10 protein-coding genes are annotated in these 12,203 nt (G+C 59.3%); 8 read left to right on the forward strand and 2 right to left on the reverse strand.

Features of this window, described 5'->3' with window-relative positions; translation table 11 throughout:
• Positions 1-67 precede the first annotated feature (67 nt).
• The 3 genes from N7U68_RS18905 to N7U68_RS18915 all read left to right on the forward strand — a co-directional run bounded on the left by N7U68_RS18905 (position 68) and on the right by N7U68_RS18915 (position 4,038).
• Positions 68-397: a sarcosine oxidase subunit delta gene (locus tag N7U68_RS18905; protein ID WP_263047821.1), complete on the forward strand. Its 330-nt coding sequence runs from the start codon at positions 68-70 to the stop codon at positions 395-397.
• Between the two features lie 61 nt (positions 398-458).
• Positions 459-3,473: a sarcosine oxidase subunit alpha family protein gene (locus tag N7U68_RS18910; RefSeq protein WP_263047822.1), complete on the forward strand. Its 3,015-nt coding sequence runs from the start codon at positions 459-461 to the stop codon at positions 3,471-3,473.
• Positions 3,466-4,038, forward strand: coding sequence for a sarcosine oxidase subunit gamma (locus tag N7U68_RS18915; protein ID WP_263047823.1), 573 nt, complete (start codon positions 3,466-3,468; stop codon positions 4,036-4,038). Before N7U68_RS18910 ends, N7U68_RS18915 begins: the two co-directional genes overlap by 8 nt.
• A gap of 82 nt (positions 4,039-4,120) precedes the next feature.
• Here N7U68_RS18915 and N7U68_RS18920 read toward each other — a convergent pair whose 3' ends face one another.
• Entirely contained in the window at positions 4,121-5,680 is a 1,560-nt protein-coding gene (locus N7U68_RS18920) for an asparagine synthetase B family protein (RefSeq protein ID WP_263047824.1), read from the reverse strand.
• 245 nt (positions 5,681-5,925) lie between these two features.
• Here N7U68_RS18920 and N7U68_RS18925 point away from each other — a divergent pair, with 245 nt between their 5' ends.
• Together N7U68_RS18925 and rarD are read left to right on the forward strand one after the other, a co-directional pair.
• Positions 5,926-6,525, forward strand: coding sequence for a superoxide dismutase (locus N7U68_RS18925; protein ID WP_165192960.1), 600 nt, complete (start codon positions 5,926-5,928; stop codon positions 6,523-6,525).
• Between the two features lie 305 nt (positions 6,526-6,830).
• Complete coding sequence (gene rarD, locus N7U68_RS18930) at positions 6,831-7,748, forward strand: EamA family transporter RarD (RefSeq protein WP_263047825.1); 918 nt, start codon at positions 6,831-6,833, stop codon at positions 7,746-7,748.
• Here rarD and N7U68_RS18935 read toward each other — a convergent pair.
• Positions 7,688-8,239, reverse strand: a complete 552-nt coding sequence (locus N7U68_RS18935; protein ID WP_263047826.1) for an LOG family protein — start codon at positions 8,237-8,239, stop codon at positions 7,688-7,690. The two genes, rarD and N7U68_RS18935, sit on opposite strands and share 61 nt — an antisense overlap.
• A gap of 221 nt (positions 8,240-8,460) precedes the next feature.
• Between N7U68_RS18935 and N7U68_RS18940 the strand changes: the two genes are divergently transcribed.
• From N7U68_RS18940 to N7U68_RS18950, 3 genes are all read left to right on the forward strand, one after another.
• Positions 8,461-9,693, forward strand: coding sequence for a hypothetical protein (locus N7U68_RS18940; RefSeq protein ID WP_263047827.1), 1,233 nt, complete (start codon positions 8,461-8,463; stop codon positions 9,691-9,693).
• Between the two features lie 25 nt (positions 9,694-9,718).
• Entirely contained in the window at positions 9,719-10,177 is a 459-nt protein-coding gene (locus tag N7U68_RS18945; RefSeq protein ID WP_263047828.1) for a LysM peptidoglycan-binding domain-containing protein, read from the forward strand.
• Positions 10,178-10,352: 175 nt separating this feature from the next.
• Entirely contained in the window at positions 10,353-12,164 is a 1,812-nt protein-coding gene (locus tag N7U68_RS18950; protein WP_263047829.1) for an ABCB family ABC transporter ATP-binding protein/permease, read from the forward strand.
• The last annotated feature ends 39 nt before the right edge of the window (positions 12,165-12,203 follow it).

Raw genomic sequence — 12,203 nt, forward strand, 5'->3', positions numbered from 1 at the left:
GTTTGGCACGCGCCCTTTTTGTGTGGTTTCACGCCAAATCTGCCCCGCTTCAAAAGGAATGTGCCTCATGCTGATCCTCACCTGCCCTTGCTGCGGCGTAACTGGCGAAGAGACGGAATTTCACGGTGGCGGCGAAGCGCATCTGAAACGTTTCGGCCCCGGATCCTCCGATACCGATTTCCACGACTACCTCTTCTCAAAGGTGAACCCGAAGGGCGTCCATCTGGAGCGGTGGCGACATAACAATGGCTGCGGCAAGTGGTTTCATGCGGCGCGCGATACTGTGACTCTGGAGGTCTATGGCACCTACGCAGCCCAGACCTTTGAGCCGCCACAGGCGATCAAGGATGCGATCACCGCCAAGCGCCCCGGCTGGGTGTGGAGGGAATTCTCGTGATCTTTCATCTTTCCCAAAATACTTCAATCGCTCCCGCAGCCACAGGCACGAGGGTTTCCAAATGAGCACACGTCTGGCAAATGGCGGCCGGTTTTTAAACAAATCGCGCAGCCTGGAATTCACCTTCAACGGCAAACGGCTGCGCGGCGTCGAGGGCGATACGATCGCTTCGGCATTGCTGGCAAACGATCAGATGATGGTGGGCCGCTCGTTCAAGTATCACCGCCCGCGCGGTGTCGTGGCCTCGGGTGCAGAAGAGCCGAATGGTCTCGTCGGTATGGGGACAGGCAATGATTTCGAGCCGAACCAGCGTGTCACCACGACAGAGTTGTTCGCTGGATTGACCTGCGCCAGCCAGAATCACTGGCCATCGCTGGAGTTCGACATCGGTGCAATCAACACCAAGTTGAGCCGCTTCCTGCCGGCTGGGTTCTATTACAAGATGTTCATCCACCCGCGCCCCTTCTGGAAACACATCTACGAACCGATCATCCGGCGCTCTGCCGGGTTGGGTAAAGCGCCCAAAGATCGCGATACTGACACGTACGAGCATTTCTATGCCTTCGTCGACGTTCTGGTCGTCGGTGGCGGTGTGGCCGGGCTGCAGGCGGCCAAGGCCGCAGGCGATGCCGGTGCCAAGGTGCTGCTGATTGAGCAGACCCCGCAATGGGGCGGGCGCGCGCCTGTCGACGGCGGTACCGTGAATGGTGCCCCTGTGGATAAGTTCGTGGACGAAACCATTGCCGCGCTCGAATCCATGCCCAATGTTACGATGCGCAACCGGATGATGGGGGCTGGCGTCTATGACCATGGCTATGCGCTGGGCTACGAGCGTGTGGGGGACCATCAGCCAGAGGTGGAGGGACCGCGCCATCGGTTGTGGCGCATTCGCGCGCAGCAGATCGTCACGGCGACAGGCGCAATAGAGCGACCCCTCAGCTTCGCGGGCAATGACATTCCCGGCGTCATGCTGGCCTCGGCGGTGCGTGATTATGCGGTGAACTATGGTGTCTCTCTGGGGGATCGCACCGTCGTTGTCACCAACAATGATGACGCCTATCGAACTGCGATATGCCTGAAAAAACAGGGTCTTACAGTTCCTGTTATCCTCGATGCACGGGTGCTGCCCATTGATAGTGCGTTGATGGCTGAGGCCAAGGAACTGGGTATCCGGGTGATGATGGGGCATGGCATTGCGTCGGTCAAAGGCGGCAAGCGCGTGACCGGGGTCGAGATTTGCAGTCAGGCCGGTGAAGGTGCAGTTCTGGAGGAGGTGGCCTGCGATGCGGTTGCCATGTCCGGTGGCTGGTCACCCGTGGTGCACTTGTGGTCACATTGCGGCGGTAAGCTGATCTGGGACACTGATCATGCGCATTTTCGCCCCGATGTGGATAAAGCACCGACGGGTGCCGTTGGCGAAGCCTTTGTTATTGCGGCAGGCAGCGCTAACGGTGCTCTGGGCCTCGGTGATGTATTGCGTGATGCGGACGCGGCGGGGCAGTCCGCAGCCAAGGCCAGCGGTCACGCGCCGAAGAAAAGTGATCCGCCACAGGCCGAGACGCCAGACGAGGCCCCTATGGCCCCGGTTTGGATGATGCCGCAGGGCGCGGGCATCAAGAAGCGGATGAAAGCTTGGCTGGATTATCAGAACGACGTGAAAGTATCGGACGTGCAACTGGCCGCGCGCGAAGGGTTCGAAAGTGTCGAACATGCCAAGCGGTACACCACGCTGGGTATGGCGACGGATCAAGGCAAGCTGAGCAACATTAACGGTCTGGCGATCCTTTCTGATGCCTTGGGACAACCAATCCCGCAAACCGGCACCACCACGTTCCGGCCGCCCTATACGCCGATTTCGATGGCCTCGATCGCGGGCGAGGCGCGTGACGCGCGGTTCCAGCCTGTGCGCCGCACGACGATGTATGATTGGCATGAGGAAAACGGCGCGTATTGGGAGCCGGTCGGCCAGTGGCGTCGCCCGTATTGCTATCAGAAACCCGGCGAGAGCATCGAGGATGCGGTGAACCGCGAGGTGCTGGCGGCTCGCAACAGTCTGGGTCTGCTCGACGCCTCTACTCTGGGTAAGCTGGTCGTGAAAGGGCCGGACGCGGGCAAGTTTCTGGACATGCTCTATACCAACATGATGTCGAGCCTGAAACCGGGCCGCTGTCGCTATGGACTGATGTGCAACGAGAACGGGTTCCTTATCGATGACGGTGTCGTTGCGCGCATCGACGACGATACGTTCCTGTGCCACACCACCACCGGCGGAGCCGAGAGCATTCATGGTCACATGGAAGAGTGGCTGCAAACCGAATGGTGGGATTGGGATGTCTATGTTGCCAACCTGACCGAGCAATATGCACAGATCGCGCTGGTTGGCCCGAAGGCGCGCGAGGTTCTGAGTGCGCTGACTGGCGATGATGTCAGTAATGATGCGCTGCCTTTCATGGCATGGTCGGACATCACGCTGGGCGGTATGTCGGCGCGCGTTTACCGCATCTCGTTCTCGGGCGAGTTGAGCTACGAGATCGCGGTCAAGGCCTCTCAGGGGCGGGCGTTGTGGGATCTGCTGCTGGCGACCGGGGACGCGCATGGCGTGACACCCTATGGCACCGAGGCGCTGCATATCTTGCGCGCCGAGAAGGGCTTTATCATGATCGGGGACGAGACCGATGGCACGGTGATCCCGCAGGATCTGGGGCTAGGCTGGGCGATTTCCAAGAAGAAAGAGGATTATCTGGGCAAACGGGCGCAGGCGCGCAGCCATATGACCGATCCGAACCGCTGGAAACTGGTCGGGTTGGAGACCACCGACGGCAGCACGCTGCCGGACGGTGCCTACATTACAGCCGAAGGCACCAACGCCAATGGCCAGCGCAACACCCAAGGGCGGGTGACATCGACCTACCATTCGCCGACGCTGGGGCGTGGTATCGCGATGGCACTGGTCCTGCATGGGCCGGACCGCATGGGCGAAGTGCTGGATATTCCGCGCATCGGCGGCTCGGTGACACAGGCCAGGATCGTTGATGCGGTATTCTTCGACAAAGACGGGGAGAAGCAAAATGTCTGAGGCCATGAGCGCGCTAAATGGTGCATCCTTTAACGGGATTGTCGCGGTCCGCGAGATAGGATTGCAGGGGATGATCACCCTGCGTGGAGACCTGAGCGCAGCAGCAGTGCAAAAGGCCGCCGCAGCGGCCTGTGGGCAGGATATGCCCGGCCAGCGCAAGGCCAACATGCAAGGCGAGGATGGCATCGCGTGGATGTCATCGGACGAGCTGATGATCCTTGTGCCTTATGACGCGGTAGAGGCCCGGCTGGACGCGTTGGGCGATGCGTTATCTAAGCACATTCACTTGGCCGTCAATGTCTCGGATGCCCGGGCGGTGTTCGAGTTATCGGGCGGTCCTGCGGTGCGCGAAGTGATCGCCAAGCTGTGCCCGGTAGATATGTCAGATACCGCTTTTGGTCCCGGCGATTTCCGGCGTACGCGGATGGCGCAAGTGCCGGCAGCCTTTTGGATGCCGGACGCGAATAGCGTGCGCATCGTGTGTTTCCGATCGGTGGCTCAATACGTCTTTGATCTGCTTAAAGGCGCGGCAGCACCGGGCAGCGCGGTAGGGTATCTCGGCTGAACCGCAAACCGGGATCGCCTTGCCGAAAATGCCTGTTAGGTTGTTCAGCGGACCTGCTCGGATGTCGCGGCGCATCGTGCTGTCAGAGTGACAATCTATCGACTTTATCGGATCGCATGGCATTGATGTGCTGATTGACGGCAGGGCGGGCGAAATGCAGACTCGACAATTCTGGCGCGCGCCAATCGGTGATTGCCAGATTGTAATGCAATTGCTGACGTTTGGTCGGCGATAGTGATGTAGCCGCGCCCAATAGGCGGCGGTCATTGAACGGGCAGATATAGAAATTATTGATAAAGCTGTAGAGCAGGTTGCCAAAGCCATGCGACAGAAACTGTTCTGCGAACATCAGGTCATAGGCGCGGTGCCGCGCGGAACCGGGCAGGGTGGCGTACCAGTCCTCGTACATCCCTTGGATTGCAGGGTTTTCGACGATGGTCTTATCCGACAGCATCATCATGCGGATGCCAGTGCGGGTATCGTGCGGTAGGCCTTGGGCGTATTCCCTCCCGCCGCGCCGCCACAGTACAGCCTTCAGGAAATCGCTGCCGTTGCCGCGCAGAAAAATGCCGCCCGGTTTATGTGCCAGCAATACCTCGTGTCGGATCGGTTGTGGCGCGTCGTTCAGGCCGGTGATGATGCGGTGCAGCTGTCCGAGATGTTTCAGGCGGCTGTCGCTGGTGATTTTGAATTCATCATGGCGAATAGGGTCGATTTCCCGCAACGGGGCGTTGACGCGTTTGGCCAAATGGCGCGCTAACCGCAGATCCTTGCGGCTCATCGAGTTTTCGACATGCGAAAAGAGCGCGATCTTGTCCAGCGCGGGTTTGGCACAACTCAGCAGCAGGCGGCTGTCCAATCCGCCGGACAGAGGTAGATGCACATTGCCAGGCAGGTGGTTGGCAAGGCTGGTTATGACCTGTTCCAGCCGTCGAGCGATGCCGCGCACCACGTCTGCCTCCCTGTCGGGCGTCGGTTCGGTCACATCATTTGGTCCGGGCCAATGCCGAACCGGCATCCACAGGTCGAGGTCCAGAAAATGGTTTGGCAACAGTCTCTTGACTGAAGTATCGGGCGTGTGACCAAAGGCAAATCGGTTCGATCCGGTTGTTGCGTTGGTCGTCAGCGGGTAGTCCGTGTTCGGCTGTGGCGCGCGTGTCAGAACCAGATTCGTGGTCGACCCAACGCGCATCGTGTCCTTGTCGTAGACTGCCCCCAAAGATCCTAAACTATCGAGGTAGACCCGGTGACGAGTGCCAGTGACTACGATGATGGCATAGCGCCCGGCGCTATCGTTGAGCCAGTTCAGCAATTCCTGCAGCGGTTGATCAAGTGCGGTCAGCGCGTTTAGCCGTGCGGTGGTGATGACCATGCCATCAGGATCCACAGCAAGGCCGAGCACTGCGATCCTGCCATTTCCGAATGCGGCCGTCGCCACTGGCAGGTTCGCCCCGTGGTAGAGAATCCAGTTGCCCAACGCGATGCCGCGCATGGTTGCCGGGGCGGCGGTCCCGCTGGGCGCGAGCAGAAATTGCTGCGACAGGACTGGCGCACTGTCGATGCCGTGATCAGAGCACAGTTGTTCTGCCCAACTTGCATGGCTCGCCCATGCCGGATCAACCGGCGACGAAAGAAACGACATGTCTTGCATTTTGCCTGCCCGGCCTTCCCTCTTAAAACGTTGCCTCAATTATCTTTTTTCTAAAATTGTAGGGGATTGACCAATATAAGTCTAGAGTCGCGTCGCGCAGGCGTACGTGGGCCATCCGGGACAGGGGCGCAGGGCCCTTTCAGTGCAGGGAACTTCCAGTACGGGGTTGACGTTGTCCCCACGCGCCTACCATGTAGGCAATATAAATTTTGACACGCACCAAAAGGGGGCAATCCATGAGCTTTCAACTTCCCGACCTTCCCTATTCGCATGACGCTCTGGCACCGCACGGCATGTCTGCCGAAACGCTGGAGTATCACCACGACCTGCACCACAACGCCTATGTGACCAACGGTAACAAGGCGATTGAGGGCACCAAGTGGGATGGCAAGTCACTCGAAGAGATCATCAAAGGCACCTATGATGCAAACGCCGTGGCGCAGAACGGTATTTTCAACAACATCAGCCAGTTGTGGAACCACAACCAGTTCTGGGAAATGATGAGTCCCGGCGAGAGCAAGATGCCCGGCGAGTTGGAGAAAGCGCTGAATGACAGCTTTGGTTCGGTCGACAAGTTCAAGGAAGAATTTTCTGCTGCGGGCGCGGGTCAGTTCGGCTCTGGCTGGGCGTGGCTGGTCAAGAAACCGGATGGTTCTCTGGCCGTCACCAAGACCGAAAACGGTGTGAACCCGGTCTGTTTCGATCAAACCGCCCTGCTGGGATGTGATGTGTGGGAGCATTCGTATTACATCGACTTCCGCAACAAACGTCCGGCCTATCTGGAGAACTTCCTGAACAAGCTGGTGAACTGGGAAAACGTCGCCAGCCGGATGTAATCAGGCGCAAGTTTGAGTGACTATCGAGCCTGCCGGGATTGGTCCCGGCAGGCTCTTTTATTTTTTCCGGTGCGTGACGGGGCGCTATTCACCGCATCGGGTGGGCGTTACCGTGACATTTGCGGTTGTGGTGCCGCGCCTTTCGGACCATCAACGGGGTGGGTCGGTCAGTTCGAGCCAGAATTTTGCGTAGCAAATGAATTCAAGGCAAAAGATGTGACCATACACCCTGTCCTGCGATGCGCCGGAGTTCATTCCTGCGGCGCGCCTTTGACCCATGCGCGGGCGCGGCTGGAGCATTACACATGACCGAACCGATGCGCGGCGTGATCGCCATGGTCGTTGCTTGCACGATCTGGGGCATGTCGGGAGTATATTACAAGCTGCTGGCCCACATCCCGCCCGTTGAGGTGCTGGCACATCGCACAATCTGGTCATGTGTTTTCTTTGCTTTGGTGCTGGTGTGGCAGGGCCGTCTTCGGTTGCTTCTGGACGTGTTCAAATCCCCGCGCGTCATGCTGGTGGCGGGTTTTGCGGCGCTGATGATCTCGACCAACTGGTTGGTATTCATCACGTCGATTCAGATCGGCAAGGCGATGGAAGCATCGCTGGGATATTACATCTTTCCTTTGTTTTCGGTGGTGTTGGGTGCTGTTGTCTATCGCGAACGGATGAGTGCGGCGCAGGCGGCGGCCGTTGCATTGGCCTTGATTGCGGTCGTGATCCTGACGATCGGACTGGGCGTTGCGCCATGGATTTCGTTGATACTGGCCGGGACGTTTGGCCTTTATGGGTTGATCAAGAAGAGCATGGTTCAGGGACCAGTGGTGTCTGTGTCCGCCGAGGTCCTGATCCTTGCGCCTCTCGCTCTGGGGGTGCTGTGGTATGCCCATCCGGGCGGCACCGGCGCGTTCGGTGACGGATGGCAGGACGCGGCACTACTGGCCTTTTCGGGTGTGCTGACCGGGTTCCCGCTGATCCTGTTCAGCATGGCGGCGCGCCGGGTTTCGATGGCCACCCTTGGCCTTGTTCAGTATCTCAATCCCAGTTTGCAGTTCGCCGTTGCTACATTTTTGTTTCTGGAACCCTTCACGCGCTGGCACATGATTGCCTTTCCGATCATCTGGACGGCACTGGTGATCTACACGGCTGCGGGGTGGCGTCAGGACAGAGCGGCGCGTAGGGCAGCAAAGAGCGCGCCCACATCCGGTACCGACGTGTAGAATTCGCGCAAGGATGGATCGGCGAACCCTTCGGCGATGATATGGTCGATCAACCCGGTCAACGGCTGCCAGTACCCATCCAGATCGAGCAGCAGGATCGGCATCTCGTGCAGTCCCAGCTGTCGCCAGGTCAGGACCTCGAAAAACTCGTCCAGAGAACCGGCACCGCCGGGTAACACCACGATCGCGTCCGAGTTCATAAACATGACTTTCTTACGTTCATGCATGGTTTCGGTGACGATGTAGGTGGTCAGGTCGCTCTTGCCGACCTCACGACGCACGAGGTGCTGTGGGATCACACCAAAGGTTGATCCGCCTGCGGCCTGTGCTGCGCGCGCCGTGCGGCCCATCAGGCCGACGTCGCCTGCTCCGTATACCAGCCGCCATCCGGCACCCGCGAGCGCGGTCCCGACGGCATCAGCTGCCTCCGCAAATGCGGGGTTAACGCCCGTACGTGAGCCGCAAAAGACACAAACTGATCGTTCTGTCATCAAAAAGCCTGCTGTACAAAAAGGGTTGTTTTGACCCGAGATTGCCTAGTTGCTAAAGCTTCTTGCACATAATCAAAAGCAGAGAAAATGCAAAACGCTGTGCAGCATCGGACCTATTCGGGGCAATTGGCCCAGATACACGTATCAGGCCAGTGGCGTATGACCCGTGATTTCGGTAAATGCGCCGCGCCGAGAGTATGCGATGCGGTGGAAGGGCAACGATGAGCAAGCTGGCAGGATTGGCGAGCGGACAGATGATCGGAGTGGCCAGTGTCGCCGTTGCGGCGATTGTCGCAGTGGGGCTGTATGCGGCGGGCGTCTTCGCGCCTGTGTCGCAACCTGATCCTGCAGGTGGGACGACGTCGACATCCTTGGCTGACATGCCTGCGGAACCGGCGACTGGGACAGAAGGCACGGCAGAAAGCGAAATCGCTGCTCGTGCACCAACAGCAGACGCCACGACCACGCCGGAGACCATCGGAACGGATACTGCGGTAGCGGAGGATCCCGCAACGCCGGAGCTTGAAGCGCAGGTTGCTGCACAACCGAATGCGCCCCGCATTGATGTGTTTCGTCTGGAACCGGGCGGTTCGATGCTGGTCGCAGGTAGCAGCGCGCCCGGCTGGATGACAGAAATCCTTATTGATGGGACGTTGCTGGCAGATGCGGCCGCCGACGGTAACGGGCAATTTGTTCAGTTTGTTAAACTGGAACACAGCGATCAGCCACGGATTTTGTCGCTGGTTATGACCTCACCCGAAACCGGGGACCGCATCACATCGCCCGACGAGGTGATCATTGCACCGAACCCCGCCGCGGTGGCCACAGTAGAGACTGTGGATGCCCCTGAGAATGAGGCCGCGCCAAGCGTTCCTGATGGCACCGAGCCTGCTCCTTTGACCGCCGAGGCCACGCCACCGAGTATGCCGGATACCGAAACCACCGCGGATATTCAGACAACGACTGCAGCACCTCAGGAAGAGGTGGATAGCGCGGAAATCGCATCGGCTGTTGATGCAAATCCGCCAGCCGAATCCACTGCTGATCCCCAGACAACGTCTGCAATGCCTCAGGCAGAGACGGATACCGCGAAACCTGCGTCCGATACCGCGCAAATGCCACCCGTTGACCCAACCCAAAACACGATTGCCACCTCGCCGACAGAGCTGGCTGCTGTGGCACCAGAGTCTGTTGCTGCGCAGGTTTCGACGGTTGAGGAGTCAGGTGCGAACGCGGGCGACGCGCCGGTTGCAGATGCAGGTTCGCAAGATGTTGCGACACCCGACGTAACCTCGGAAACGGCACAAGTGCCGCCGACGATGGAAACCTCATCGGCAGCCACTGAAACAGTTCAGGCCTCTGCGCCTGAGCCAACCCGGAGAGTCGCAATCGCAAACTGTGCTGCTATCAAACGAAGAGGGCGTCACGGTATTGCAAGCTCCGGTTGCCTCTGACGTCTCGCCTGAATTGATGTCGGCAGTGGCGATCGACTCCATCACCTATTCGAACGCGGGCGAGGTACAGCTGGCCGGACGTGGTACCGGGCGTGGTTATGTGCGGGTCTATCTGGACAATACGCCCATCACCACCTCGCGCATTGCCGGGGATGGTGGCTGGCGAACCGATCTGCCAGAAGTCGATACAGGTGTTTACACGTTGCGGGTTGATGAGGTCGACAGTGACGGCACAGTTGTCAGCCGCGTCGAGACACCCTTTAAGCGCGAGGACGAGACCGTTGTGGCTAATGTCGAAGCGCAGGCAGAGTCCGCAAAGCGCATTCGGGCCGTGACGGTTCAGCCGGGCAATACGCTTTGGGCGATTTCACGCGAACATTATGGCGAGGGAATTTTGTATGTGCGTGTACTTGAGGCCAACGCTGACCGCATTCGCAATCCGGACCTGATCTATCCGGGGCAGGTCTTTACCGTTCCGGATTAATACCATCATGTATCCCACGGCGTATCGTCAAACGCGCTGCACCGCCTAGGAAATACGCCGTATATTGCAGGCTCGACCGCTGATCGCTGTGCGTAAATGCGCAGAACGCTGCGCACTGGATGTTTCTGCTCATGCGGCCTATCTCTAGCCGGTCTCAATAACCAGAAAGCTTCCTATGCGCCGCTCCCGTCTGACCACGACTGAGATGCCCAGCGATGGCTGGAGCACGATCCGCCGGGTGGTGCCGTACCTGTGGCCCGAGGATCAGCCTTGGGTGAAGCGGCGCGTGGTTTTGGCATTGGTCGTTTTACTGTTGGCCAAACTTGTCGCGGTGGGCACACCGTTTTTCTACAAGGCGGCAGTGGATGCACTTGCGGGCGATGCGGACGGTCCTGCATGGATGCTGGCCTATGGTGCGGTCGGTTTGACCGTTGCCTATGGTGGTGCGCGGCTGCTGAATGTCGGCTTTCAGCAGTTGCGCGACGTGATTTTTGCCCGCGTGGCACAGCGCGCGCTGCGCGCGTTGGCGCTGCGTACCTTCCGGCATATTCACGCGATGTCGATGCGCTATCACATCACGCGCAAAACTGGCGGACTGAGCCGGATCATCGAACGCGGCGTGAAAGGTGTCGAATTCCTGCTGCGGTTCCTGCTGTTTTCCATCGGGCCGTTGGTGATCGAGTTGCTGTTGATCGGGATCGTGCTCTGGACGCTGTTTGATTTCTGGTATCTGGCGGTGGTGATGGGGGTGATCGCGCTCTATGTCGCGTTCACTTTCAAGGTGACTGAATGGCGTGTCAAACTGCGCAAGCAGATGAACGATCAGGATACCGACGCCAACCAAAAGGCGATCGACAGCCTGTTGAACTACGAGACAGTCAAGTATTTCGGCGCCGAGGACCGCGAAGCGCGACGCTATGATGCTGCGATGGCGGGCTATGAACGCGCCGCATTGTCGACCTCTTATTCACTGGCGTTTCTCAATTTCGGTCAATCGGTTCTTATTACCGGCGGATTGGTGATCGTTATGGTCATGGCCGCAATCGGGGTTCAGAGCGGCGCGATGACGGTGGGCGACTTCGTGATGGTGAACGCCTACATGATCCAGATCACCATGCCGCTGAACTTTCTCGGGACAGTTTACCGCGAGATCCGACAGGCGCTGGTCGATATGGGGGAAATGTTCGGTCTGTTGGAGCAACCACCCGACGTGACAGACGCGCCTGACGCCGCTGAACTGGATGTGACCGGTGGGCAAGTGGAACTGCGCGATGTGCATTTTGGCTATGATGCGGATCGCGCAATCCTCAAGGGGGTAAGCCTGACTGCCGCGCCGGGCGAAACCGTGGCCATCGTCGGGCCAACCGGGTCGGGAAAGTCCACTATCGGACGGTTGCTGTTCCGCTTCTACGACGTGCAAAGCGGCGCGATCTGCATCGACGGGCAGGATGTGCGGAGCGTACGTCAGGACAGCCTGCATGATGCCATCGGTGTTGTGCCGCAGGACACCGTTCTGTTCAACGATACGATCGGTTACAACATTGCCTATGGGCGCGCAGGCGCCACCGAGGCGGAGGTGATCGCGGCGGCGAAGGCTGCACAAATCCATGATTTCATCGCGGGGTTGCCGCTGGGCTATGACACAGCGGTGGGCGAACGGGGGCTAAAGCTGTCGGGCGGTGAAAAGCAGCGGGTCGGAATCGCGCGGACGCTGCTGAAGAACCCGCCGATCCTGCTGCTGGACGAGGCGACCTCGGCGCTCGATACGGGAACGGAGGGCGAGATTCAGGGCGCGTTGGCACGGGCCGGGCAGGGCCGCACTGTGTTGATCATCGCCCACCGGCTGTCGACTGTGGCAGAAGCAGACCGCATCGTGGTGCTGGAGGAGGGCCGCATCGTCGAAGAAGGCAGCCACGCGGCGCTATTGGCGCGCGGTGGACGCTACGCCGGGTTGTGGCAGCGCCAGCAGTCAGAAGAAGCGGCGTAAGCTGCGGGCGTCAGAGCCGGCAGAAAGTTAAGAGGCGAT

Source organism: Roseovarius pelagicus (assembly GCF_025639885.1).
Lineage (GTDB): Bacteria > Pseudomonadota > Alphaproteobacteria > Rhodobacterales > Rhodobacteraceae > Roseovarius > Roseovarius pelagicus.

Bases quoted from the DNA above. Each gene is read 5' to 3' on its own strand.
- N7U68_RS18905 (WP_263047821.1), top strand. From the start codon at position 68: ATGCTGATCCTCACCTGCCCTTGCTGCGGCGTAACTGGCGAAGAGACG.
- N7U68_RS18910 (WP_263047822.1), top strand. From the start codon at position 459: ATGAGCACACGTCTGGCAAATGGCGGCCGGTTTTTAAACAAATCGCGC.
- N7U68_RS18915 (WP_263047823.1), top strand. From the start codon at position 3,466: ATGTCTGAGGCCATGAGCGCGCTAAATGGTGCATCCTTTAACGGGATT.
- N7U68_RS18920 (WP_263047824.1), bottom strand. From the start codon at position 5,680: ATGTCGTTTCTTTCGTCGCCGGTTGATCCGGCATGGGCGAGCCATGCA.
- N7U68_RS18925 (WP_165192960.1), top strand. From the start codon at position 5,926: ATGAGCTTTCAACTTCCCGACCTTCCCTATTCGCATGACGCTCTGGCA.
- rarD (WP_263047825.1), top strand. From the start codon at position 6,831: ATGACCGAACCGATGCGCGGCGTGATCGCCATGGTCGTTGCTTGCACG.
- N7U68_RS18935 (WP_263047826.1), bottom strand. From the start codon at position 8,239: ATGACAGAACGATCAGTTTGTGTCTTTTGCGGCTCACGTACGGGCGTT.
- N7U68_RS18940 (WP_263047827.1), top strand. From the start codon at position 8,461: ATGAGCAAGCTGGCAGGATTGGCGAGCGGACAGATGATCGGAGTGGCC.
- N7U68_RS18950 (WP_263047829.1), top strand. From the start codon at position 10,353: ATGCGCCGCTCCCGTCTGACCACGACTGAGATGCCCAGCGATGGCTGG.